A 25091-nucleotide genomic window follows, 5' to 3' on the forward strand; every position below is an offset into this window, starting at 1 on the left:
TTATTATGTTTAAAGTTTAAAAGTCATAAAGTCAAAAGTCTTATACACGGATTAATTTAAAATTTATAATTCAGCATTTAAAATAATATCTACAAGGAAACGCCCCGTTTCCACGGAATAAAATCGTCTTGGTTAAGTTGTACCGCTTTAGGTATTTCTTCGCCACTGGCTACCTTAATGCAATACTCTAAAATATCTTCACCCATTTGGGTTATGGTTTTATCGCCACTAATAATCGGCCCGGTATCAATATCAATAATATCGCTCATCCTGTTAGCTAAAATAGAATTTGTAGCGACTTTTATAGTAGGGCAGACAGGGTTACCAGTAGGCGTACCTAAGCCTGTTGTAAACAGTATTAATGTAGCGCCCGATGCTGCTTTACCTGTAGTAGCCTCAACATCATTACCGGGTGTACATACCAGGCTCAGTCCTGGTTTTGTAGCAGGCTCTGTATAATCAAGTACATCTACCACTGGCGATGACCCTGCCTTACGGGCAGCCCCAGCCGACTTTATAGCATCGGTAATTAAGCCGTCTTTAATATTACCCGGCGAAGGGTTCATGTAAAAACCGGACCCTACTTTATGCGCAAGTTCATCATAGTCAGTCATTAACCTGATAAACTTTTCAGCAGTGGCACGATCTACAGACCGGTCTATCATTTCCTGCTCTACACCACACAGTTCAGGGAACTCAGCCGAGAGCACTTTGGCACCAAGCCCTACCAGTAAATCGGCACAATGGCCTACTGCAGGATTAGCAGATATGCCGCTAAAACCGTCACTGCCGCCGCATTTAACCCCTACAGTTAGTTTATTTAAAGTAGCAGGGGCACGTTCAATCTTATTAATTTCGATTAGGCCTTTAAAAGTATCGCGAATGGCCTGTTGTATCATTTGTTCTTCGCTTTGCGCTTTTTGCTGTTCGAAAACAAAATATGGTTTGTCAAAGTTGGGGTTGCGCCTTAGTAATTCGTCCTTGAAATCGTTAAGCTGTAAGTGCTGGCACCCCAGGCTTAACACAGTAACACCTGCAACATTAGGATGATCGGCATAGGAGGCCAACAACCTGCTTAACGTTTCAGAATCCTGCCTTGTACCGCCGCAGCCACCGGTATGGTTTAAAAATTTAATGCCATCGACATTTTTAAACGTGCGTTTGGCTTTCAATTCGTTATTGGGTACTAAGGATATATTATCGATACTTTCGCCACTTTCCAATGCTTTTACAAGGCTGTGCGTATATGATTTATATTTATCATCTACAGCATATCCAAGTTCGCTGTAAAGCGATTCTTTAATAATGCTCAGGTTACGGTTCTCGCAAAAAACGGTAGGTATAAATAACCAGTAATTGGCGGTGCCGACTACACCGTTTTTACGATGGTAGCCATTAAAAGTACGGTGGCTAAAATGGCTTACATCCGGCGCTTCCCATTTAAAGTTAACATCGCGATAAGCGTAAGGTTCGGCAGCATGTTTGGTATTATCTACGTTCATCCGTGCACCTTGTAGTACATCATACTGCACTTTGCCTACTAAAACACCGTACATGAAAACTTCGTTGCCCGCATGCATATCCTGCATAAACAGCTTATGCTTTGCAGGTATGGTTTCGGTAGTAGTATAGGTCTCGCCTTCAAAAAATAGTTGAGTGCCTTTAGGTAAATCCTGTAGAGCCACCAATACATTATCGGCTCTATTTATTTTAATTACTAAATGTTTCATTATTAAGTTGTTTCTAAAGCAATGTTGATTTCTACCGCAGTAGGGTTCCATTTTTTCCACCCGAATATAAATACCACTAAAAAGCAAATTAATGGTACTATATAACCGTATTGAATGTTTCCGGTAACATCTGAAATATAACCCAGTCCCAATGGCAGGATAGCACCGCCTACAATCGACATTACTATAAGCGATGAACCTAATTTGGTATCTTTACCCAATCCTGAAATTCCCATTGAAAATATAGTGGGAAACATAATAGACATAAAAAAGGCAATGCCTATTAGTGCATAAACCGTTATAATGCCGCTACCAAAAATAGCTACAACGGTTAACGCTATACTAGCAAATGCATAAAGCATGAGCAGGCGGTTGGGAGCAATAAATTTCAGGATAAACGTACCCGCAAAACGGCCTAACATAAAGGCTAAGCCCGCCGCACCCGCATACCAGCTGGCCTGTTGCTCACTAATACTAGCCGATGTTGTTACAAAACGTATAAAAAAGCTAAGTACGGAAACCTGTGCACCTACATAAAAAAACTGTGCTATAATAGCCCATGATAAATGGCTGTGGCGCATGGCATGTTTTATATTAGACCCTTCAATTTCTTCTTTATTTTCTTTAATATCGGGAAGTTTGGTACATATAAAAAATACGATTATAAGTATAATAGCAACACCAAGAGTCAAATATGGGCCTTTAACGCTGCTGGCTTCTTCAATAAGATAGGCTTCTTTATCCGATGGCAGCATTGCAGCCAGCTGAACCTCGCTGTAGTTGGTGCCCGACAGTATAAAGTTACCGCCAATTACAGGTGCTAAAAACGCAGCTAACCCGTTAAATGACTGTGAAAAATTTAAACGTTGTGTTGCGGTTTCCGGCTTGCCTAAAATGGTAATATAAGGGTTTGCGGCCGTTTCAAGAAATGTTAGTCCGCAGGCTATAATAAACAAAGCTCCTAAAAAGAAGATGTACTGCCGGGTATCTGCTGCTGGTAAAAACAAAAATGACCCAATAGCAAACAGGATTAAGCCAAATATAATACCGCTTTTGTAACCGTATTTTCGCATAAAGTAACCCGCAGGCAGTGCCATGACAAAGTAGGCTATAAAAACCGAAAAATCTACAAAGGCTGTCTCCAGGTCAGTTAATCTAAATGCTTTTTTAAGGTGTGGAATAAGCACCGGGTCAAGGTTGTGGATAAACCCCCAGAAAAAGAATAGGCTGGTAACCAATATTAAAGGGAAATGATAGCCCTTTTTTTTGGCTGTGGCTTTTATGGTAAATTTTGTATGTGAAGTATGGCTCATGTGTGTTTTACTTGTTTATGGCTTTTTTAGTAGGACGCCTGCCCTGTAATAAATACATCAAGGCTGCGAGAACCATGCGCCCCTATAACTAATGACTGCTCGATATCTGCAGTTTTAGACGGGCCTGAGATAAACACACCGTACCCATAATCCTGATTGTTTATCATAGAGTATGCCTGCTGTAAAGAAGCTACAATAGACGATTCTTTAATGATGAGTATAAGGTGCTGGGTTATAAAAGGCAACACACGATGGTGCAATAACTCATCAGTAATCCAGATGGCACCGTTTTCAGCTACTCCAAAGGGCGCGTCTAAAATGGTAAGATCCACATTTTCCAACTCATGCGGAATTTGCTTGTCTAAATCGTTATTTAATAAAAGCGTTCCTACATTTTTTAAAGACTTATTATTTGTAATGATTCGTATAGCCGATGGAAAGTGAGTGCTTATAAACTGCTCTATTTCACTAATGATACTAATTTGGTGTACAGCACCGCCAATAAGTGTTACGTTTTCTATAAAACGGTTGGTTAAGTTATAACCACTTTCTGGTGTATATAGGCCAATAGGTAAAGGTTGGGGATCTGGCTTATTTGCCGCAATAGCAGCTAAAATATCATTTTTGCTACTCATTATTATTTTTTTTACTTCGGTTTTTTTCGTACCATTTTTTAAATGAACTTTCGGGTGCAGCAGGCATCTCTCGTTGCTTGTACCACGGGTTTAGTTTATTGTTAATTACAAATGGAGCATATCTTAAAGTAAAGCGTAATGCTTTGCCAGATATATCATAAACCATGGGTTTAGAAAGGCTTACGCTCATGGCTTTCATAGCAATTGTTTTACTTTTAGGGCTGTATCCACTTTTCACGATTTCCTGTCGCCATTTATACAACTGGTCGTGAATATCTATTTTTACGGGGCACACATTGGTACACGATCCGCATAGGGTAGAGGCAAAAGGCAAATCTTTATTCTTTTCCATATCTAAATTAGGGGCGAGGATAGAACCAATAGGCCCCGCAACGGCCGTGTGGTAGCTATGACCGCCACTGCGCCTGTAAACAGGGCAGGTATTCATACACGCTCCACAGCGAATGCATTTAAGCGAATTTCGAAAATCTTTACGGCCTAATTGTATACTCCTGCCATTATCTACTAAAATAATATGCATTTCCTGCCCATTACGAGGGCGTTTAAAATGACTGGAATAAGTTGTTATGGGCTGACCTGTAGCACTGCGTGCCAATAGGTTGAGAAAAATACCCAAATCTTCCCGTCGCGGAATTATTTTTTCCAGCCCCATGCTGGCAATGTGCAGGTTAGCCAGGTGGGCACCCATATCGGCATTGCCTTCGTTAGTACACACTACAAATTCTCCGGTTTCGGCAACAGCAAAGTTAACTCCGGTGAGGGCAAGTTTTCGTGTTAAAAAAGTTTCCCGTAAATGCTGGCGTGCCGCTTCGGTAAGGTATTGTGGGTCGGAATTTCCTTTTTTGGTACCTAAATGCTCATGAAAAGTATCTGATACATCTTCCTTCTTTAAGTGAATGGCAGGCAGCACAATATGGCTAGGCGGCTCGTTACGAAACTGAACTATACGTTCGCCCAAATCAGTATCTATAACTTCAACACCATTGTGCTGTAAAAACTCGTTAAGGTGGCATTCTTCGGTAAGCATGCTCTTGCTTTTAACCATGCTGTTTATTTCGTGCTTTTGTAAAAGTGATAATACAATTTGGTTATGTTGGGCAGCATCTTTAGCCCAGTGTACCGTTATGCCGTTTTTAATGGCATTGGCCTCAAATTGTAAAAGATAACTATCTAAATTACTTAGCACATTGTTTTTTATTTGCGACGCTGTTTCGCGCAGTTGTTCCCAACCGGCAAATTTATGGGCAGCTTTATCGCGCTTTGTGCGCACAAACCACAACGTTTCGTCATGCCAGGTAACGCGTTCTTTATCTTTATTAAAAGCTTCTGCCAGTTGTGCGTGGTCTTTCATTATAAAGTGGCGTTAAGTATTTCGGCAATATGTATTACCTGTACGTTACTATTTTGTCTTTTTAAAATGCCCTGCATGTGCATAAGGCACGACATATCTGCAGCTGTAATGTATTGTGCTTTATGGTTTAGATGATCGGCAACACGATCTTGCCCCATGCGTACAGACACTGCTTCTTCGGTAACGCAAAATGTACCGCCAAAACCACAGCATTCATCTTCGCGGGTAAGGTCTATAAGCTTCAGGCCGTTAACCATGCTGAGTAAATGTTTAGGTTTAGAAAAAGATACTTCAACACGTTCGGTCATACTAGCAAGGCGTAGTCCGCGCTGACCGTGGCAACTTTGATGTAATCCTACACGGTACGGGAAAGTGGCTTTTAAATTTTCAACCTTTATAACATCGGTTAAAAACTCTACCAATTCATAAATGTGTTTTTTAATATGCTGCGCGCTACCTATATTTTTATAGTTATGTAAATGCTCTTTAATGTGTAATGTACAACTGCCCGATGGCGATACTACATAATCACAACTTTCAAAATTATGAGTAAAAAGTTCATCTATATCATACGTTAAATGACTGTAGCCAGAATTTGCCAATGGCTGCCCACAGCAGGTTTGGCGGGTAGGGTAATATACATCAAGGCCCAATCTTTCCAGTAACTCTAATGTAGCGACAGCTACTTTAGGGTATAATTGGTCTATGTAGCATGGTATAAATAATCCTACCTTCATAAAGTTGCGAAATGGTTATAGTACATAATTGATAATTACAAAATAAGTTAAATTTTTAAGTTCAAAGTTTAACCTTATTGTCTAATTCGTAAGGTATATTGCTGGTAATTTAGTTTTTAATTAAAACTGTACATTATTTTGCTTACTTATTTTATCTGCAATGCTAAATGATAATCAGGTTTAATGGTTGGCTAATTTTTCAGACTTTTAGCATTGTTAAATGCTTTTTATTTGTTTACACCTAATTCTGTTTACAAAACAGTATAGTTACTTATTTATGAAAAGATTTTTTATTTTATTTTTTAGTTTGATACCAGCACTACTTTTTGCTCAATCTTACCAAAGCCATACTTTAAGAAAAGATGGATTGCAAATAGAACTTGCTGAAGGTATATTAACCATAAAACCACTTTCTGCTAAGGCAATAAGCATACAATGGGAGAAGGAATTAAAAGAAGAACAGGAATTTATTTTTGTAAGTAATCCTGCAACGATAAAATTTAAATTTAAAGATACAGCAGATAAATTAAAATTGTTTACCGAAATGGTAATGGTAACTTTTGATAAGAAAAGTGGTGCTATTGACTATAGCGATATCAACGGCAAAATATTTTTAAGCGAAAAAGCGGGTAGCCGAAAACTAATACGCGATTCTATTATGGGTGAGCCTTGTTTTATTGCAGAACAAAGTTTTAATTCGCCCAAAGATGAATACTTATTTGGCCTTGGCCAGTTTCAGGATGGTAATTATAACCTTCGTAACATAAGCCGTAAACTTACTCAGGTAAATACACAAATAGCTATTCCGTTTTTATATTCCAGTAAGGGGTACGGCATCCTCTGGCATCAATACGGACTAACTAATTTTAATCCGGCCGATACCTTTATTCCACTTTTAAAAAGTACTACTATTTTAGGAGAAAAGGCAGATGCTAATGTAACTACTACTGCAGGCACCCAAAAAATATCGCAGGAACAATCGCTGCATACTGCAAAATTCACGGCTATTAAAGATGGTAATTATACCTTTATGCTTGACATGGGTGCAATGGATAACCGTCATTTTTTATCGATAGATAATGTACCGTACATCGACTTTTCTAATATGTGGTTACCACCAGCAGTAAGTAAAATGATTTATCTTAAAGCTGGTGAACATACTATTAATGTTGTTTGTAAAACGGCGAATACCCCAAAACTTACCTGGAAACAGGAAAGTGATGAAACTACATTTAGGTCGCCCAATGCTAAATCACTTTACTACGTGGTGTTTTACGGCAACGATGCCGATGATATTATTGCAGATTATCGTAACCTATCTGGCAATGTGCCCATGCTTCCACAGTGGGCATATGGCTTTTGGCAATGCAGGGAACGTTACACATCTGGCAAACATTTGGTGGAAACAATACAAGAATTTAGAAACAAGAAATTACCGGTAGATGTTATTGTGCAGGATTGGCAATATTGGGGCAAGTATGGCTGGGGTGTGCCTAAGTTTGATGAAACGAATTATCCAAACCCAGAAAAATTTATAAAGCAATTGCATGATTTAAATGCGCACCTATCTATATCGGTATGGGAAAATTTGGATAAAAAATCAGACGTAGCTAAAGAATATCTTGCGAAAGACTTATATATACCCAATAGCGACTGGATAGATATTTATAAGCCTGAAACACAAAAAACGCACTGGAACGTACTTAATACTAATTTGTTTAGTAAAGGTGTCGATTCGTGGTGGATGGATGCTACTGAGCCCGAAAATGATGCATTGGTTGGTAAACAAACATATTATGGGTTGGGCGATTTTTACCGTCTTACATATCCGCTTTTTGTTAGTAAAACGGTTTATGAGGGACAACGAAATACTAATCCAGATAAAAGGGTTGTCACGCTTACACGATCGGCATTTGCAGGGCAGCAGCGGTACGGAACCATAAACTGGTCTGGAGATATTGGCTGGGATTGGGATACTTACAAACGGCAAATTGTTGCAGGGCTTAATTATAATTTAACGGGTATGCCGTACTGGACCACAGATATAGGTGGATTTTTTCGTCCCGGGCCCGGCCAGTATACTGATAAAAAATACCATGAAATTTTAACGCGCTGGTTTCAGTGGGGGGTGTTCAATTCAATATTCCGTATACATGGTTACGGTACCGAAACAGAACCTTGGAAATACGGACCTGAAGTAGAAGCAAATATGAGGGAGATGCTCAATTTACGATCTGCCCTCATGCCTTATATTTATTCTGAAGCATGGCAGGTTTCTAAAAATGGATCGACCATAATGCGCCCATTAGTTATGGATTTTGCTTCAGATACAATAGCGATCCAACAGCCTTATGAATACATGTTTGGTAAAAGTATACTTGTAGCACCGATTACTGAGCCAAATATTAAAGTATGGAATGTATATCTGCCTAAAGGTTCAGATTGGTATAATTACTGGTCAGGTAAACATTTTACTGGCGGTAAAACCATTACAACTGATGCTCCCCTTAATAAAATTCCGCTTTTTGTAAAGGCGGGTTCTATTTTGCCTATTGGTGAGGTTATGCAATACGCTTCAGAAAAACCTCGGGATACTATTGATATACATATATATCCTGGAGCAGATGCCAAATTTGATTTGTATGAAGATGAAGGCGATAATTATAATTATGAAAAAGGGAGCTACACTATTATTCCGTTTGTATGGAGTGAAAAAGATCAAACCCTAACCATTGGAAAGTTACAAGGTAATTATGCCGGCCATTTAAAGAAAAGGGTTTTCAATATTACTATTGCTGAAAAGGTTGATGCGAAAAATGAGCCTTTAAAAATGAAAATTTTTTATACGGGAAGCAGGATATTAATTAATGAAATCAAATACTAAATTTATCAATTGAAAGAAATTAAATATACAATAAATTTCTAATCAATCAATGAGTTTTAATTAAAGAAATATTTTAAAATTCAATGTCTCTGTTTCCACTGGCGTTGTTAGTTTTCCGTGCACTGTCAGGGATCACAGTCGAACACCTCGTACCTTTTTTAACCTTATTCACGACATTTTAAAAAATTAATTAATTATCAATATTTTCCAAAAATGAGCTCTATTTAATTTATGAGGGAATGTCGAACACCTACTATAAAATTATCACTGTAAGTGAAATGTATATGGATATAACAGCTAATTCAACTTTTAAAATAGGTTACATAATAATTTGCAATTTTATTAATTGGCTGCCGGTAGTTATATTAAAATTGGTGCCTGATTACATATATAAATAAATCCCCTATCTAATCAATTATAATTTTAGATCAAGTTCCATTTGTATGTTGCAACGCTTATATGGTGTAGGCTGTCCAGCAATTTTTTTGAATCCCATTTTATGATATAGATTAATGGCGGGTTTTAGGATTGTGTTACTTTCTAAATATAATGCAGCGGCGCCCTCATTTTTTGCTGCGTTAATAATAGCCTGCCCTAATAGCCAGCCAACATTTTTTCCTTGTACTTTTGGGGAGACTGCCATTTTTGCCATTTCAAAATCGTATTTCTTATCTTCCATCTTTATTAATGCACAAACACCTACAGGCTCATTATTATATAGTGCCACAAATATTTTTCCACCTTTAGCGAGTATATACTCTACAGGATTGTTTAATGCTATAAAATCGGCTTCCTCCATTTCAAAATATGTGGAAATCCACTCTTCATTTAACGACCGGAAAGCTGATTTATATTGAGGTTCATAATTGATAATTTGAACATTTTTGCTTTCACGAAGTTTTTTTTGTTCATATACCCTTTGGTAAAGTGATTTTTGTTCGAATAAATATTCCCATTCTGCAATGGCTTCCCAAAGGTTATTTGTTGCTTCGGCAATAACACCATCAATAGCAATATCAATGTCTGCACATTGTATCTTTATCTTTTCTGCCAATTCACTTCCTTTATCTGTTAGCCCGGCTACATTTCTCCGTTTATCTGTAGATTTTAAATTTTCCTGAACCAATCCGGACAGAACCATCTCCTTAATTATTTTTGTAACTGATGGTTGAGAATGTCCCACTTCTGTAGCTATTTCTGTAATGGTTTTAGGATTACCTTCGGACAGGACAAAAAATATAGGAAACCATTTTGGATTAAATTCGACATCATATAATTCATAAATTTTGGAGGCTTCTTCGGTTACTTTAGCTGTAAGTAAACGTAGCCTGCTGCCTAATGCCATTTTGCCGGTTTTATCAAATAAATTCATATTCTTATTTTTTAGTGGTTTTAATAACATTCATCCTCGTTAGGAAAATTTGCTGCTTTAACATCAGCAATATAATTTTGTGTTGCCATCGTCATTATGCTATGTAGATCAGCATAACGCCTTAGAAACCTGGGTGAAAAATCGTTGTTCATTCCCATTACATCCTGTATAACTAATACTTGTCCATCGGTTCCTGAGCCAGCACCAATACCTATTGTCGGAATTTTTACTTTTGAGGAAATTTCAGACGCAAGTGTTGCAGGGATTTTTTCCAAGAGCAATCCAAAAACCCCTAAATCTTCCATACGAAGGCAATCCTCAATAAGTTTTTTTGCTTCAGCATCTTCTTTACCTCTTACGTTATATGTGCCATATTTATTAATTGATTGTGGCATTAAACCCAAATGTGCCATTACGGGTATGCCTGCATTCAATATCTTTTTCACATCATCGGCAACTTCTATACCGCCCTCCACCTTAATTGCATCTGCACCTGTCTCCTGCATCATCCTGATCGCTGCTTCCATAGATTTATATGGATTGCCCGACACAGTACCAAATGGCATATCCACTATCACAAGTGCCCTCGAAGTTCCGTTAACCACCGCCTTGGCATAATTAACCATTTGATCAAGCGTTATAGATAGTGTTGTAAGATTCCCAATCATTGTATTAGATGCAGAGTCGCCAACGATAATTACATCAATACCTGCACTATCGATTATCTTAGCCATTGTATAGTCATAAGCAGTTAATGCGCTTATCTTTATTCCGGCTTCCTTCATTTTTAATAACTCGGGGGCGGTAACTTTTTTACTCATTTCTTTATGAACTGACATCGTTTTCTGCTATATTTTATTACGCATACATTACAAAACAAGTTATATAACTGGTTATGCAAATGTACAAATTATTTATATTGGGTTCTAAATTATGTATAAATTGTTATTATTTTTTTCAGATAGCAAAAAGTACAGTTTATATAAGCGACTGCATCATTTGAAAGAAACCGCAAATTGTCCACATTCATTATATTATGAAAAACTTACTGCCTATATATACATCTTGTGGTATACCTTATTTTCGATTACCATATTTTGGCTCGAAGTATTTTTAATAAGTGGAAAACAAAGCTGTACGCAATACTGCCATTAAGAATACCCACTACGCTATTTCCTGCCTAACCGGCTTAAGGTTTCCCGTGTAATCCCTAAATACTGTGCAATAACCTTTTGCGGTAAGCGTTGAAACAGCTCGGGATATTGGGCTAATAAAAGGTCGTATTTTTCTTTTGCTGAGTTTCTTAGTAAAGATAAAACGCGCTTTTGGCTACCTACGTAACCACCAAAGGTTTTGCGCTCAAAAAACGTGTGTACCTGAGGTATCGCATCACAAAGTTTTTTCCTGTTTTCAATGGTCAGTTCCAGCACAAAACTATCCTCAACAGCCTGTATATCCAGCTCGGAAGACGATTGTAAAGCATATGCCGGGTAATCAGATACCCACCAGTTTTCCTGGGCGAACTGTATTATATATTCTTTTCCCTTTTCATCATAGGCAGAAGATTTAAGGCATCCCTGTACCACCAGGTATTCTGAAGTTACTTTTTGCCCAATCTTAATAATACTTTCTTTTTTAGGCAGTTTTAAAGCTCTAAAAAAGCTTTGTGCAATTTCAAATTCCTTATCAGATATCGTAATAAGTTCTTCAAAATGGCTCCTTAAAAATGCAGCATACTCCATGTGCCAAAAATAGCCAATTGGTATGACTTTTCAAAAAGCTAAGCTTTATACGGCGAGCTATTGTTTTGTATAACCTTCCAGCAGTTTCTGTATATCGGTATACCCGTATTTTTTTGCCAGGTCAAGCGGCGTGTTGCCGTCAAGCCCTTTCAGGTCAAACCGCGCCCCATTTTCTAACAGCGCTTTCGCCGCCTCATAATGCCCGTGCCAAACAGCGTCGTGCAGGGCGGTATAACCATTGTACGGCCCCTGTGCATCAAGCTCCGCTTTAGCATCTACCAGTAGTTTTATATTTTGTGGATGCCCATTATAACCGGATTTATGCAGTACAGTAGATTTCATTGTCCAGTCTACAATTCTTGAATTGGCCCGGGCATCGAGCAAAATTTTTATAATTTCTGCATTACCTACCTGCGCTGCATACAATAAAGGTGTCATACCCTTTGGTGCATCGCCAATTGTAAATAAGGCTTGTTGGTTGATATCCAAACCACTGCTTATAAGCTTATGTATTGCCGCAATATTACCTTTTTCTATGGCTTTAAAAAATTTATCATTTTTGCGATAGTCATCTGCCTGCTTCATCTGGTTTTCAATGAGGGCAACAATGTCCTTATCTCCTGTTTTTTGAGCTAAAGCTAAAGGTGTAATTACACCACGTGATTTGGTTTCCCAATTGGCGCCTGCATCTAATAAGTACTTAACCATGTATGCATTGCGGTGCCACACAGCATCATACAGTGGAGTGTTGCCATTAGTGGGCGAAGTAAGGTCTAAAAAAGCACCATGCTTAACTAACAGGTCGGCCACCGGTACTACGCCACTTTGTGCCGCCTTATGCAATGCAGTAGATCCCATCCGGGTATCAAGCATTTGCACATCGGCACCTGCGGCAAGCAGTAAATCAACCATTTGATAATTACCTAAACCGGCGGCTAACATAAGCGGTGTAAAACCAAGGGCATTACGTTCGTTTACATTTGCTCCCTTTTGCAGTAAGTGCGACGCCTCAGTTAAATTATTTTCGTTAACCGCGTTGCATAAGGGTGTGGCATAGCTGTTAGATAGGAACATAGTTAATGCAAATAAGATGATACATTTTTTAAACATACTTTATTTTATTACAGGTGTTTTTTAATTTGATCCAGCTTATTTGGTGTAAGCACCCGAAGAATAGGTGAGCTCGTAGCTATGGCTGTACACCTCGAATACAATACCAAAAGGGTCTTCTACATAACACATACGGTACGGCTTTTCGTTAGGGTAGTACTCCCTTACCGGCATGCGCTGTTTACCTCCATTAGCTACAATCTTATTTACCAGGCCTTCCACGTCAGGATCCTGAACACAAAAATGGAAAAGCCCGGTATTAAATGGCTGGAATGGTGGTGCCTGTTTTACTCCGTTAGGAAACGAAAACAACTCAATACCAATCCCATCCGATGTTGAAAGGTGGGCTATATCAAATGTACCCCAACCCGTACCAAATACGTCGATGCACATTTGCCCAATAGCAGTCTCTGTTTCTTCGGCCACGGTGCTTGGCTCCATAATAATGTACCAGCCCATAACATCAGTATAAAATTTTACTGCGGCATGAATGTCGGGTACGGAAAGGCCTATGTGCGAAAAAGATTTTGGGTATGTTTTTTCTGTAGTCATAATGTTCTCTTTATATTTAGTCAATCTTTGTTTTGTAGATGGTATAAGCGCCAGTGCGGGCACTATTACCGTTATGGAAGCGGCTTTCCTCATCAATCCTCGAACAGCTAATGTACAGCCATCCATCTTTAGTAACCTGGTAGCTATCCGGCCATGCTAATCTTTCATCATCAGCAATAACTTCTTCTAACTTTAAGTCTGGGGTTAACCTGATAATCCTTCTTCGTTCAAGGTCGCCCATGTACAGGTTACCTTTAGCATCAAATGCCATACCATCAGTCGTTGTAAACGTTCCAAGATATTCAACTTTTAAGGCAAGTTCAGTATCGTTAAAATTGGCATCGTTAAGATATCTTGTAGCAATGCGGTATAATTTATCGTCTGTTAACGCTTTAAAATACAGCAGGGAATTGTCGGGATTTAATGCGATACCATCGGAATCTACCCTAAAAGGTTTACCGTTGCTTAACAGGGGCTTGCCGTCTCTTTGCATAGTATAATCTGCATCGGCCTTTACAATGTTGTTGCCTAATAACACCTGCCGTGCGCTGCCCGTCTTCAGGTTTACAATTATAATACCACCTTCGCCCGAATTTGTAATGTACCCAATTTGCTTTTTGGTGTCTATGCGCATATCGTTCAGGTAGCTTTTACTTCCTGCAACACTGTGCATGGGGAACACCTTTTCAACAGTATTGTTGCGAAGGTTTATCTTTACGAGCTTTTGCCCCTTATTGTTGTCCTCAGCGTTTTGTGCATAACCCGCATCAATTACCCACAAGGCATCACCATCTGTAACAACTGCCTGTACACATAAAAAATGTTGCTCTTTATTTCCCCCTTTAGCCACGTCCCCCTGGTTCCATTCTATGTTTGGATATGGTTTAGCGGTGTTATTTTTACCAACTTCCGCTAGTGCATAACGGTAAGGCCCAGCCCAGCGGGGATAGTTTGTAAATATACGCCCCGATTGAGAAACGGCTACACCGGTGAGCTGGTATATGCTATCGGTAAATACCGTTTGTAATTTAGCCTTTGTGGTTTGCGCCTGGATATTTATAGGACCTGTTATTGCCAGGCCCAGCAAAAAATATTTTTTTATTCTAATAAACTTACTCATAAACAATCAAATGTGTTACCCTATTGCAAGTTTGTTCTTTGCAGCATCGGCAAGGCCTTCAAGCCAGTCCTGGTGTCCGTTTATCATCGGGTTAGGCTTGGCTTTTGCCAGTTCCTGCGCCGGTTTTCCTATCTGCGATTCCTGTGTCAGTATCCTTACGCGCCCTCCTGGAAGGTCTTCTATAAGCCATGCGTGAATTACATCCAGCCTTGTTTCTTCATCGCCCTCTGCCCAGCCGTGCCATGCCAATCGTGCAGGTCCACCTTCCGATGGTGGTACAAATTCGGTGATTTCTGCTTCTATAGGAAAACCGAATGTCCTAAAACGAAAACGGGAATCGGCAGTAAATTCCGGGCCGCCGTTATTATCAAATTCAATGTCCGAAGAATTGCTGTAATATTTTGGCCACGCAAAAGGATTGCTTAAATAAGGCCATACTTCGTCTGAGGACAAACCTGCTATAATTACTTCATTAGAGCAGTAGTTGTCGGTAGTTCCCGGAAGGTATTGTTCCGGCCAGAATATGTAATGCATAGTATATGATTTATAGTTAAATAATTATTTAAGGGCTTTTAAAATGGCTTCGCCAACAGCTTTAGCTGATTGTGGGTTTTGGCCGGTAATAAGGCGCTTATCGATTATAACATGTTCCTGCCAGGGAGCTGATTTTTCGTAAATACCGCCTTTTTCTTTTAATTTATCCTCTAATAAAAAAGGTACAACACCGGTTAATTTTACAAGCTTCTCTTCTTCGTTAGAAAATCCAGCTACCTTTTTGCCAGCAACTAAAAAAGAGCCATCAGCAAGCCTGATGTTTACCAAGCCTGCAGGCCCATGGCATACGGCAGCAACAACGCCTTTATTTTGATAAATAGCTGCAGCAATAGAAGTAAGGGTTGTGTTATCCGGCAAATCCCACATGGCACCATGGCCACCGGCATAGTATATAGCAGCATAATCAGCAGGCTTTACATTTGCCGGTGTAAGGCTGTGCGATAACTTGTTCTGGTAATAGCTATTCTCCCAAAATTCTTTATTTTCAGGGTCTTTAAGGTCAAAACCATCTACAGGCGGGTTGCCGCCTTTTGGGCTTACAAAGTCAATTTCATACCCTGCCTGCGTTAATACCTTCCACGGATGCGAAACTTCGCTTAAATAATAGCCTGTTTTTTCCCCGGTTGTCCCTTTCTGGTCATGGCTGGTTACAACAAAGAGGATTTTCTTTTTAGGCGTAGCTTCTTTTACCTGGGCATGGACAAAAGCCACGCTGATAAGCGCAATAAATGCTATATAAAAATAATTGTTTTTTAGTAATGTCATTAGATTATAATGTTTGATTTTCATAAAACTTGTAATCGGTGTAACCCTTCAGGCCCAGCCCGTAATGTGTAGCGCGGTCTGTAGGTGCGAGCGGATAATTATTGTGCATGCTCGTTACCAGGTCAGGATTAGCGATGAAAGGCTCTCCAAAGGCAGCAAGATCTATGTCTCCGCTTTGTAAACGTGCTTCTGCTTTTTCTTTATCCAGCCCACCTGCCAGGATAACCGTACCCCGGAACCATTGGTGAAAGCGCTTAAGGAAACCCTCAGGTAAAGCATAACTGCCACGGGAGCCCTGATCCATAAAATGGATATAAGCAATATTGCGTGCGTTCAGTTCTTTAGCAAGATATTCATAGGTAGCCTCAATACTATCGTAATGCGGCAACTCATGCATATCGCCATAAGGCGTAAGCCTGATGGCTGTCCTGTCTGCGCCAATCGCATCAATACACGCATCAGTGGCCTCTAACAAAAACCGGCACCGGTTTTCTAAAGTTCCTCCATATTGGTCATTACGGGTGTTTACAAACGGGTTTAAGAATTGTTCTATAAGGTAGCCATTAGCCCCATGCAGCTCTACACCATCGAGGCCGGCGGCTATAGCATTTTTAGCAGCATGCGCAAAATCTTGTATTACCTGTTTTGCGTCTTCGGTAGTCAGGGCTTTTGGCTTAGAGCAGGGTACAAAACCTTCTTTTCCTTCTTTGGTAATCCCATATGCGGATGATGTTACTGCCTGAATGTCTGAAACACCCACGGGTGGTTGGCCATCGGGTTGTATGGAAGTGTGTGATATCCGGCCTACATGCCAAAGTTGGGTAAATATAGCGCTGCCTTGTTTGTGTACTGCATCGGCAACAAGCTTCCAGCCCTCAACCTGCCCGGCGGTATATAACCCGGGGATGTTAAGGAAACCTTTAGAGGTAGATGATATGGCTGTCCCTTCGGTTATTATAAGGCCAGCTTCAGAGCGTTGGGCATAATAAACAGCATTATCATGATTGGGGATACCTTCAGGATTTCTCGCCCGTGTCATAGGAGCCATTACAACCCTGTTCTTTAACTCAATTTTGCCTAAGCGGAATGTATCAAAAAGCATAACGGATGATTTATATTGATAACAAAGTTCTTAAAAGCATCACTAAGGAAATGTGATGTAAGTCACCAATATTAGCATGTCCGCTTTTAGTTTATAACTAGCTACTGTACCCGGACGGAAGTTACCCCGTCGGGCCTGCTGACATGAAGTTTCTTAATTACTTTACGCGTATTCAGGTCGATCACCACAATGTAATTATCAGGGGTGCAGGACACAAACATGCGGTTGCTGGCTTTATCCATGTAAATACCTGCCCCTTTGCCTATATTCATTTGCTGTTCCAGTTTATGGGTTTGCCTGTTATAATATAACAGGTCGCCGGTTTTTACACTCACGATGCAAACGGTTTGCCCGTCGGGCATTATTTTTAAGCGGTGCAGGCCTAGCACATGAGTATCAATTGTAGCTTTTACTTTTTGTTTTTCCAGGTCTACAACAACAATAAATCCGTCGGGGCGGGCTGTCCACAATTCTTTTCCATCCGGTGATACATCAAACCCTTCAGCTCCCGGTCCAACATCTACAAGTACCTGTCGCCATTCTAGCCTTGATTTTGCATTAGCCGGCAATACTCCCGTGGGGGGCATGTACGGCGGCAATTGTTTTTTTTCGAAAATGCTTACTGTGCCCGATTCTACATTGGTAGTGTAAAAGCGATTTCCATCGGGAGTAACATACAGTAAATGGGTAAAATCCTGGCCGGTGCCAAACACCTGCTCTATACTGTCTTTTTGTGTATTATACACGGCGACGCTTTTAGATCCCTGTGCGGTAAACCACAATTTATTGTTCAGGTATACCAGCCCATGGGGAGTGTAAAAAGGCTTTGTATCAATTGTCTTTTCCTTTCTTAGCGTCTGTAAATTTACAACACTGATCTTATGCCCGGCACCGTTCAGTATAGGGTGCGACACGTAAGCAAGAGAGCCATCATTGTTTGTAACTATTTCGTGAGGGTCTTCCTCAACAGGTATTGCCGTGACAGAATCGAGTGTGTTGTAATTGTATACCACCACTTTTTTTGATCCTTTAGATAATGCGAGTATATAGTTTTTATCCTGGCCCACCATACACTGGCAAAAAAGGATAAATAGCAATAGGGATAGTTGTTTAAAGTATTTCATATTTCATTGCGGTTAAGATAAAGTTGTATTAAAAAATGCTATAGTGCGCTGCCATGCCAGCTGCGCCGCTTCTTTATCATACCTTGGGGTGGTATCGTTATGAAAACCATGGTTTACATTAGCGTAAATATAAGCAGTATACTTTTTATTATTTGCTTTTAACGCCTGCTCATAAGCAGGCCAGCCTTCTGTTACTTTAGTATCGAGCCCGGCATAATGCAATTGGAGGGGCGCTTTAATAGCAGCGACATTTGCCGCAGATGGCTGCCCTCCGTAAAAAGGCACTGCCGCTGCTAAATTTGGTATGCGTACCGCCATCATGTTAGCGATCCATCCGCCGAAGCAAAAACCTGCAACCCCAACTTTGCCATTGCAAAATTCGGAGTCTTTTAAGTAGGCTGCCGCGGCTATAAAATCCTCAAGCATTTCATTGCCGTCACGTTTGCTTTGCAACTCGCGCCCGGCATCATCATTGCCAGGGTAGCCGCCCAACGGGCTTAGCGCATCGGGTGCCAGGCTAACAAATCCTGCAAGCGCAGCCCTTCGGGCAACATCTTCAATATGTGGGTTAAGCCCCCTGTTTTCGTGTACCACTACAATGCCTCCCAGTTTCTTTTTGTTGTCTTTAGGTACGCAAAGCAATCCCTTAATGGTACCGCCACCCTTTGGCGATGCATAAGTTATATAGGTTTCTGTAATGCCGGGGTCGTTTGGTTTTATTTGAATAGCCCCTTTATAGTCAGGCATCAGGAAACTCATAAGCGCGGGCACTGTAAGGCTGCCTACCGCATAAAGCGAAAGCTTTTGCACAAAATCACGCCGCGATAAGCGGTTGTGGGCATAGTCATCATAAAGGTCGAAGACCTCCTGTTTTATATCTTCTTTTTTTGGAGTGTGCATAGCATTTGGTATATAAAATATTTAATAACAGACAAAAGTGCTTAAATGTTCATTATTTTATAAAAACCAAATATAATCTAATCATTACTTTTTATTGATATAACTAGGTGCAACCATTATAGTTTTTATAAAAGTGTAGCAAAAGCGCATTGGTTACACAAAGCCGCTGCCATCGGTTTTACTCAGTCGCCTAAAGGTAAGGCTCGAAAGAATAGTGAAAATTGCCAGTATTATAAAAGTATAATGAAACGGCTGTGTTTTATTCATTTCAAATGCATCGGACTGGAAGAAGGATAGCACCAAGCTCGCAACCGATACCCCAAAACTTACCGATAGCTGCTGCATGATCACCAGCATGGTATTCCCGCCACTTTTAGTGTTATCATCAAGATCCACCAAGGTTATGGTGTTCATTGCAGACATCTGTATGGAAGTAAAGAAGCCGTAAAAAATCATTAGCACGATATAGTATCCTATTGGTGTTTCCCTTTCAACAAAACCTAAAATAATAAGTACAATACCCAGTAATATGGTATTACTAATAAGTACGGTTCTATATCCCAATGCTTTTATGATGCGCACCATGAAAGGCTTTATTGCCACATTAGCCAGTGCCGAGGGTAGGAGTAGTAATCCTGAGACCGATGCCGAATAGCCAAAGCCGGTTTGTAGCATAAGTGGTAAGAGCAGCGGCAGCCCGCCTATGCCAAGCCTTGTTATAAGGCTTCCTGTAAGCCCTATCTTAAGTGTTTTTATATTAAGGAGCCTCAGGTCTATTATAGGCTTTTCTGTTCGCTTATAGTGAATGAAGTAAAATACAGACAATAATCCTGAGAGGAACAATAACCCCAAAATCATAAGTAGGTGGGTTAGCCCTGCACTTACAAGTTCTAATACCATAGTAAAAACTATCAGTGCGAGGCTAAAATACACCAAACCCCTAAAATCGAACCTGCCTACAGCATGCTTGAAGTTAGGCATAACACGATAAGCCAATGAAATCCCTATGAACCCAATAGGAACATTGACAAGGAAAATCCAGTGCCACGATAATTGATCTGAAAGGAAACCGCCAAGACTAGGCCCCACGACCATGCCCAGCAAACCAAACACTGTAATAAAGTTCATGGTTTTTAAAAGCTCTTTTTTAGGATACTGGTATAAGATGGCTAAACGTGCAACCGGAACCATCATAGAGGCGCCAATTGCCTGTACAACACGCGAAAAGTTAAACGTCTTTAAATCAACTGAGGCGGCGCAACTTACCGATCCTGCTACAAACAAGAAAACAGCGATCATAAACATGTTGCGCGTGCCAAACTTATCGGCCAGCCACCCTGATAGTGGGATAAATAAGGCTAGGGTAAGTGTATAGGTTACAATAACAGAATGCATTTGTGTAGGTGAGTATCCCATATCCCTTGCTATTGACGGCAATGAGGTGTTTAATATAGTTCCGTCAAGCGACTGGATAAACATAGCTGTTGCCGTTACCCATGGCAAAAGGTGGGTTGCCTTTACTTCTTTAAGCTCATTTTTATCAGATATTGCAGGCATGCTTTGAATGAATACATTCTATATTCTTATAAATTAGACCGTACCAAAGGTGGTTTATAATTATAAGTTCATTATAGTTGTTTAACAAAACTAAATTAAACATATTACCAGAGTGCGCAGCCACTTTTAACGTTACATTATAGAACAGTCATAAATAGCTAAATAGACCGTATCTTAATCATATTATTTGTTTAATCTTACCAGACAAATTATTTATTGAAACCTCAATAAAATATAAATAAGGCTGTGAAGATGACGTAACAAGTCCGTATAAAAAAAAGCGTGTTTTTTTAAATTTTCACATTTAATTTCCTGATGCAGCAGTTTAAAGAATTCACCATTTAAACTGAAAAAGATAAATTGTGACAATTGTCACAAAAAATTAGCGTCATATGACGTTGTAATCAAAGTCCATGTTTTTCCACCTTTGTTAAAGCAATAAGTAATAATTGCCAATTAATAAAAAAAAAATATGGACACAAAAATGAATGACAACCTGCCAATCTACTATCAGGATGCAACTGCCTTGGCAAAAATGATCCGCGATAAAGAAATTTCCCCTGTTGAAGTTATTCAGGCGCATTTAGACCGAATCGAAAAATATGATTCATCAATTAATGCCATAGTAACGATTGCTGACACCGCAATGAAAGCAGCTAAAGCAGCCGAAACCGCTGTTATGAAAGGTGAGAAATTGGGACCTCTCCATGGTGTACCTTTCACCGTAAAGGATTCGATTGATACGGCAAAATTATTAACCCAAAGAGGCTCGCCAATATTTAAAGGACGTGTGCCCGTTACCGATGCAACCAGCGTTGCAAGGTTGAAGACAGCAGGTGGAATTTTACTTGCAAAGACTAATCTTCCTGAGTTTTCATACTGGATTGAAAGTGATAACTTACTAAGTGGACGATCAAATAATCCATGGGATTTAACACGCACACCTGGAGGTTCAAGTGGAGGAGAATCAGCTGCTATTGCGGCGGGTATGTCACCCCTTGGATTGGGTACTGATCTTGCCATATCTGTCCGCGGACCGGCTGCTCAAACCGGAATTGTTTCAATTAAAGCTACTCATGGCAGTATTCCTATGACGGGTATATGGCCTCGTGTTCCTCGTCGATTCTGGCATGTAGGGCCCATGGCAAGAAGCATCCGTGATTTATCCCTTGCTTATTCAGTATTATCGGGACCAGACGGGCATGATGCTTTTTCAACCAGCAGAGTTCAATTTGATGCCGGATTAGGAAATGTTCCAGGCAGGCCGTTAAGAATTGGTTGGATGGTTGGCCCAGGTTTTGGCCCGGTGGATCCGGAAGTTACTTCAGTTGTTGAATCGGCTGCCAATGCTTTAAAAAATCTGGGGCATAAAGTACAAGCAGTTCAAATACCAGCACTTGAGAAGGATTTTGCGTTAGATGTTTTTAATCGTCTTCATGTAATGGAAATGAAAGAAGCATTCCGAGATGCAATAGCCGGAAGAAATGATGATGAAATTTATAAAATGGCAAAGACAATGCTTTCACTTCCCGATACCTCTATGAAAGATTTTATAGAAGCAGAACAGGCGGCAGAACGGATTAGGGATGGTTTTGCGGAATATTTTCATCATTATGATTTACTTCTTACCCATGTGCTCCCCATTGCTGCGCATAAACATGGAGTTGAACAATTTATAATTAATGGACAAAAAGTGGATGCCACTTATTTGCAAGGAGCTACAGTTCCTTTAAATGTTACCGGTTTACCTGGAATTTCGATGAGATTTGGGACAAGCAAAGAAGGTTTGCCAATTAATGTACAGCTCGTAGGAAGCTGGCAGTCAGAATCAACAATTTTGCATGCTGCCACGCTACTTGAAAATGTTAGTTCTGTGAGCAATTTGCATCCCAATATAAAATAAAAATTATCTTTTTTTTCCTGTATAGCTTATCTATCAATTAGTAAAAGTGGAGTCTAGCTCATGCAATAAAAATTACTAAGACCTTGTAGCTCATTACTGCGAGGTCTTATTGTTTCCTTGAATAGTCTTTCCTCACTCTGCTCAACGTTTCACGCGACATTCCAAGGTATGAAGCAACCATATAAAGTGGAACTTTATTTAAAACATTAGGGTAGGTTTTTTGGAATTCGACATATTTTTCCTCTGCTGAATTACTAATCAGTGAATAAATACGCTGCTGACTGATTTCATAAGCCCTGGCTGAAAGTTTTTCCTGAAAGTTCCTTAGATTGGGTAATTGCGACAGAAGTTTTTCCCATTCTTCTTTCTTCCACATAATAATATGGCTGGTTGCCAGTGCTTCAATATTATAAATGGATGGAGTATTGTTGTTATAACTTTCCTGATCGGTCATCCACCAATTCTCTACACCAAAACGCATGGTATGGTCTACACCATCTTTTCCAAACCGATATAATCTAAAACATCCTTTGGCAATGAAGCAATTCATTTTCCAGACTTCGCCATCATGAAGAATAGACTGTGATTTTCGTATCGATTTTTCTATAGAGACTTCGAGAATAGCATTCAAGTCTTCATCAGATAAGTCATTCCAGGTTCTTAAATATTTTTCAAAAACTTCAAACATAATAATGCAAATTAATTTTTTGGAATGTAGTTATTACTATCTAGTGATTTCCCTTTTTGTGATAAAACAAATTTAGTGAATTTAAAAAGTTTATTTAATTGGCATTAACCAAAATCAATCAACTGGCGTTCATTTGGTTCTTTTCTTTTGTAAAAAATATTGCTCATTAATACGCATTTAACGTACCCATATTTAGTGAACGAAAATTGATAAAAGCTCCTCAAAGCGAGCTACATTAGCCTTATGGCGCAAATTTACGCGAACTGCAGAAGACATATTAATTAATTTTTTAGCTCGGATACAACTCTATAGCATGTTCGCTTAAATAACACCTATATAATCTTCGAAATTACCATATTAAGCTATTTAATTTTTTTGAGGGATTTATCGAACACTAAATACAATCACAATCTTAAATAAATCAACATTTATCTAAAAACAAATCATTTTAAGTCAAAAAAAAATCATTGATTTCGCAATGATTTTTTTTGTGGTGGGCTATCAGGGATCACAGTCGAACAGCGTAAGATGGTATCTTTAAGATTAATCGTTATCATAATGCCTCAATATTATATTTTTCCTTTATCGCATTTATTTCCTTTTCCAGTCTGCCAAGTACTGCAATATCCGACGGTGACATTTTTGGTTTATTCTGGTTAAGCTTCTTGTTCAACAATGACATCTCATGACCGATGGTCATCTGCTCGGTGATGGCATAGGCTTCGGTTTGCTTAACCGATTGGTGACCCAGCATTTCCTTTACGATATGTATAGGCACATTATTTTTTAGGGTTACCGTGCTTCCGAAAGTCCGGCGCGCCATATGTGTATTGAGCGTAAAGGGAAACCCGCATAGGTTAGCTATTTCTTTAAGGTACTCGTTCATTTTTTGGTTCGACGTGACAGGCAGCACTGTACCGCGCTCTACGCACAGCGGATGTTCCTTATACTTTTCGATAATGGCGAGCGCCTGTGGGAGTAGGGGTATATTAGTCGTGGAGCCCGTTTTCTGCCTTGCGGACATGATCCAGAATTCGTCATCAATACCTTTTTTGATATCGGTCTTTTTAAGCTGGTAGGCGTCAATATAAGCGAGGCCGGTATAACATTGGAATACGAACACATCCCGTACTACATTAAGCCTGTCTGTGGTAAAATAATGCCTTTCCAGCTCGTAGAGTTCCTGAGTGGTAAGTGGCTTTTTAGTAATCTTTGTTTTCCTTCCCTTAAAATTTTTAAACGGATCCTTTTGGATGATTTCCTTATCCATGGCCCGTAGGACAATTTTCTTGAAATTAGCTATATATTTAAGGGATGTGTTATTACTGCAATTCCTGACCGTCCTTAAGAAAAACTCGAAATCTTTAATGAATTCAAAATTCAGGTCTGAAAATTCCAGGTCCTCACAATTGTATTTCATCCGGATAAAAGCGCCTACATGGTTAATGGTGATAGAGAACCGGTCTAAGGTACCCTTAGCGTAGCCTTTTCCGATCAGCGCATGCATCTCCTGGTTATGGCGCCTGAACTCTTCCAGGACCTTTACCCTTGGAGCGATTCTTCCCAGCACATAGTCCATTATTTTCTGGGATGTTATAAATTTACCGTTGTACAGGAGTTCGGTCTTGCATTCGTTAATTTTCATCAGGAGCGAATCCAAAAAGAAATTCAGGGCCTTAGCATCTTCTTTACTGCCAATTGCCCGTTCGGTCTTCTGGTCCCAACGTGATGGATCCCATTTACGTTTTGTAGAGGTTTCTTTAGCTAACCCGTCTACAATTACCCTGAGATAAATGAATCTCAATTTTGTTGATTTCTGCGGAGCCTTCAAAAAGAAGGAGAGTCCAAAACTGCTTTCTAACATAACTCGATATTTTAAAATTAATAAATATAGAATTATACCGTTCTTAAATCAAGATGTAAAGCTGAT

The 25091-nt window shown here is 39.6% G+C and carries 21 protein-coding genes; 2 read left to right on the plus strand and 19 right to left on the minus strand.

Annotated features, from left to right (window positions below; all coding sequences use genetic code 11):
- Window positions 1–89: 89 nt before the first annotated feature.
- Genes G509_RS0112355 through G509_RS0112375 form a run of 5 tightly spaced genes read right to left on the minus strand, consistent with a single transcriptional unit; the run spans window position 90 to window position 5787 of the window.
- On the minus strand, window positions 90–1730 hold the full coding sequence (locus G509_RS0112355) for a UxaA family hydrolase (RefSeq protein WP_026991814.1): 1641 nt from the start codon (window positions 1728–1730) through the stop codon (window positions 90–92).
- A gap of 2 nt (window positions 1731–1732) precedes the next feature.
- On the minus strand, window positions 1733–3043 hold the full coding sequence (gene fucP, locus G509_RS0112360; protein WP_026991815.1) for an L-fucose:H+ symporter permease: 1311 nt from the start codon (window positions 3041–3043) through the stop codon (window positions 1733–1735).
- A 26-nt stretch (window positions 3044–3069) separates the two neighbouring features.
- Window positions 3070–3678 carry a LutC/YkgG family protein gene (locus G509_RS0112365; RefSeq protein WP_026991816.1) on the minus strand — a complete coding sequence of 203 codons (609 nt, stop codon included), beginning with the start codon at window positions 3676–3678 and terminating at the stop codon, window positions 3070–3072.
- Window positions 3671–5050: a lactate utilization protein B gene (locus tag G509_RS0112370; RefSeq protein ID WP_026991817.1), complete on the minus strand. Its 1380-nt coding sequence runs from the start codon at window positions 5048–5050 to the stop codon at window positions 3671–3673. The genes G509_RS0112365 and G509_RS0112370 overlap by 8 nt, the downstream gene beginning before the upstream one ends.
- Entirely contained in the window at window positions 5050–5787 is a 738-nt protein-coding gene (locus G509_RS0112375; RefSeq protein WP_026991818.1) for a (Fe-S)-binding protein, read from the minus strand. Before G509_RS0112375 ends, G509_RS0112370 begins: the two co-directional genes overlap by 1 nt.
- A gap of 277 nt (window positions 5788–6064) precedes the next feature.
- On the opposite strand from G509_RS0112375, the gene G509_RS0112380 reads away from it, so the two are divergent.
- Entirely contained in the window at window positions 6065–8671 is a 2607-nt protein-coding gene (locus G509_RS0112380) for a glycoside hydrolase family 31 protein (RefSeq protein WP_026991819.1), read from the plus strand.
- Window positions 8672–9086: 415 nt separating this feature from the next.
- Here G509_RS0112380 and G509_RS0112390 read toward each other — a convergent pair whose 3' ends face one another.
- The 12 genes from G509_RS0112390 to G509_RS0112445 all read right to left on the minus strand — a co-directional run bounded on the left by G509_RS0112390 (window position 9087) and on the right by G509_RS0112445 (window position 20570).
- Entirely contained in the window at window positions 9087–10043 is a 957-nt protein-coding gene (locus tag G509_RS0112390) for a bifunctional helix-turn-helix transcriptional regulator/GNAT family N-acetyltransferase (protein WP_026991820.1), read from the minus strand.
- Window positions 10044–10063: 20 nt separating this feature from the next.
- Window positions 10064–10882: a 3-methyl-2-oxobutanoate hydroxymethyltransferase gene (panB, locus tag G509_RS0112395; RefSeq protein WP_026991821.1), complete on the minus strand. Its 819-nt coding sequence runs from the start codon at window positions 10880–10882 to the stop codon at window positions 10064–10066.
- Between the two features lie 330 nt (window positions 10883–11212).
- On the minus strand, window positions 11213–11785 hold the full coding sequence (locus G509_RS0112400; protein ID WP_026991822.1) for a Crp/Fnr family transcriptional regulator: 573 nt from the start codon (window positions 11783–11785) through the stop codon (window positions 11213–11215).
- Between the two features lie 57 nt (window positions 11786–11842).
- On the minus strand, window positions 11843–12859 hold the full coding sequence (locus G509_RS22050) for an ankyrin repeat domain-containing protein (RefSeq protein ID WP_051200195.1): 1017 nt from the start codon (window positions 12857–12859) through the stop codon (window positions 11843–11845).
- A 75-nt stretch (window positions 12860–12934) separates the two neighbouring features.
- Entirely contained in the window at window positions 12935–13447 is a 513-nt protein-coding gene (locus tag G509_RS0112410; RefSeq protein WP_026991823.1) for a lactoylglutathione lyase family protein, read from the minus strand.
- A 16-nt stretch (window positions 13448–13463) separates the two neighbouring features.
- Complete coding sequence (locus G509_RS0112415; protein WP_051200197.1) at window positions 13464–14567, minus strand: SMP-30/gluconolactonase/LRE family protein; 1104 nt, start codon at window positions 14565–14567, stop codon at window positions 13464–13466.
- Window positions 14568–14582: 15 nt separating this feature from the next.
- Window positions 14583–15101 (minus strand): SRPBCC family protein, encoded by a 519-nt coding sequence (locus tag G509_RS0112420; RefSeq protein ID WP_026991825.1) that lies wholly within the window; start codon window positions 15099–15101, stop codon window positions 14583–14585.
- A gap of 24 nt (window positions 15102–15125) precedes the next feature.
- Window positions 15126–15887, minus strand: coding sequence for a type 1 glutamine amidotransferase domain-containing protein (locus G509_RS0112425; protein WP_081663300.1), 762 nt, complete (start codon window positions 15885–15887; stop codon window positions 15126–15128).
- 4 nt (window positions 15888–15891) lie between these two features.
- On the minus strand, window positions 15892–16989 hold the full coding sequence (locus G509_RS0112430; protein ID WP_026991827.1) for an alkene reductase: 1098 nt from the start codon (window positions 16987–16989) through the stop codon (window positions 15892–15894).
- Window positions 16990–17090: 101 nt separating this feature from the next.
- The gene (locus G509_RS0112435; RefSeq protein WP_026991828.1) at window positions 17091–18113 is read right to left on the minus strand and encodes a YncE family protein; all 1023 of its coding nucleotides are present in this window, start codon (window positions 18111–18113) and stop codon (window positions 17091–17093) included.
- Between the two features lie 12 nt (window positions 18114–18125).
- On the minus strand, window positions 18126–19013 hold the full coding sequence (locus G509_RS0112440) for a dienelactone hydrolase family protein (protein ID WP_026991829.1): 888 nt from the start codon (window positions 19011–19013) through the stop codon (window positions 18126–18128).
- Between the two features lie 153 nt (window positions 19014–19166).
- A complete protein-coding gene (locus tag G509_RS0112445) occupies window positions 19167–20570 on the minus strand; it encodes an MFS transporter (protein WP_035738934.1) in 1404 nt (467 codons plus the stop codon).
- Window positions 20571–21042: 472 nt separating this feature from the next.
- Here G509_RS0112445 and G509_RS0112450 point away from each other — a divergent pair, with 472 nt between their 5' ends.
- Window positions 21043–22473 (plus strand): amidase, encoded by a 1431-nt coding sequence (locus G509_RS0112450; RefSeq protein WP_207382699.1) that lies wholly within the window; start codon window positions 21043–21045, stop codon window positions 22471–22473.
- 106 nt (window positions 22474–22579) lie between these two features.
- Here G509_RS0112450 and G509_RS0112455 read toward each other — a convergent pair whose 3' ends face one another.
- Window positions 22580–23161 carry a Crp/Fnr family transcriptional regulator gene (locus G509_RS0112455; protein ID WP_026991832.1) on the minus strand — a complete coding sequence of 194 codons (582 nt, stop codon included), beginning with the start codon at window positions 23159–23161 and terminating at the stop codon, window positions 22580–22582.
- Window positions 23162–23714: 553 nt separating this feature from the next.
- Window positions 23715–25025: a site-specific integrase gene (locus G509_RS0112460; RefSeq protein ID WP_026991833.1), complete on the minus strand. Its 1311-nt coding sequence runs from the start codon at window positions 25023–25025 to the stop codon at window positions 23715–23717.
- Window positions 25026–25091: the final 66 nt, after the last annotated feature.

It is taken from the genome of Flavobacterium subsaxonicum WB 4.1-42 = DSM 21790, assembly GCF_000422725.1.
GTDB classification, from domain to species: Bacteria; Bacteroidota; Bacteroidia; order Flavobacteriales; family Flavobacteriaceae; genus Flavobacterium; species Flavobacterium subsaxonicum.

Bases quoted from the DNA above. Each gene is read 5' to 3' on its own strand.
- G509_RS0112355 (WP_026991814.1), bottom strand. From the start codon at position 1,730: ATGAAACATTTAGTAATTAAAATAAATAGAGCCGATAATGTATTGGTG.
- fucP (WP_026991815.1), bottom strand. From the start codon at position 3,043: ATGAGCCATACTTCACATACAAAATTTACCATAAAAGCCACAGCCAAA.
- G509_RS0112365 (WP_026991816.1), bottom strand. From the start codon at position 3,678: ATGAGTAGCAAAAATGATATTTTAGCTGCTATTGCGGCAAATAAGCCA.
- G509_RS0112370 (WP_026991817.1), bottom strand. From the start codon at position 5,050: ATGAAAGACCACGCACAACTGGCAGAAGCTTTTAATAAAGATAAAGAA.
- G509_RS0112375 (WP_026991818.1), bottom strand. From the start codon at position 5,787: ATGAAGGTAGGATTATTTATACCATGCTACATAGACCAATTATACCCT.
- G509_RS0112380 (WP_026991819.1), top strand. From the start codon at position 6,065: ATGAAAAGATTTTTTATTTTATTTTTTAGTTTGATACCAGCACTACTT.
- G509_RS0112390 (WP_026991820.1), bottom strand. From the start codon at position 10,043: ATGAATTTATTTGATAAAACCGGCAAAATGGCATTAGGCAGCAGGCTA.
- panB (WP_026991821.1), bottom strand. From the start codon at position 10,882: ATGTCAGTTCATAAAGAAATGAGTAAAAAAGTTACCGCCCCCGAGTTA.
- G509_RS0112400 (WP_026991822.1), bottom strand. From the start codon at position 11,785: ATGGAGTATGCTGCATTTTTAAGGAGCCATTTTGAAGAACTTATTACG.
- G509_RS22050 (WP_051200195.1), bottom strand. From the start codon at position 12,859: ATGTTCCTATCTAACAGCTATGCCACACCCTTATGCAACGCGGTTAAC.
- G509_RS0112410 (WP_026991823.1), bottom strand. From the start codon at position 13,447: ATGACTACAGAAAAAACATACCCAAAATCTTTTTCGCACATAGGCCTT.
- G509_RS0112415 (WP_051200197.1), bottom strand. From the start codon at position 14,567: ATGAGTAAGTTTATTAGAATAAAAAAATATTTTTTGCTGGGCCTGGCA.
- G509_RS0112420 (WP_026991825.1), bottom strand. From the start codon at position 15,101: ATGCATTACATATTCTGGCCGGAACAATACCTTCCGGGAACTACCGAC.
- G509_RS0112425 (WP_081663300.1), bottom strand. From the start codon at position 15,887: ATGACATTACTAAAAAACAATTATTTTTATATAGCATTTATTGCGCTT.
- G509_RS0112430 (WP_026991827.1), bottom strand. From the start codon at position 16,989: ATGCTTTTTGATACATTCCGCTTAGGCAAAATTGAGTTAAAGAACAGG.
- G509_RS0112435 (WP_026991828.1), bottom strand. From the start codon at position 18,113: ATGAAATACTTTAAACAACTATCCCTATTGCTATTTATCCTTTTTTGC.
- G509_RS0112440 (WP_026991829.1), bottom strand. From the start codon at position 19,013: ATGCACACTCCAAAAAAAGAAGATATAAAACAGGAGGTCTTCGACCTT.
- G509_RS0112445 (WP_035738934.1), bottom strand. From the start codon at position 20,570: ATGCCTGCAATATCTGATAAAAATGAGCTTAAAGAAGTAAAGGCAACC.
- G509_RS0112450 (WP_207382699.1), top strand. From the start codon at position 21,043: ATGGACACAAAAATGAATGACAACCTGCCAATCTACTATCAGGATGCA.
- G509_RS0112455 (WP_026991832.1), bottom strand. From the start codon at position 23,161: ATGTTTGAAGTTTTTGAAAAATATTTAAGAACCTGGAATGACTTATCT.
- G509_RS0112460 (WP_026991833.1), bottom strand. From the start codon at position 25,025: ATGTTAGAAAGCAGTTTTGGACTCTCCTTCTTTTTGAAGGCTCCGCAG.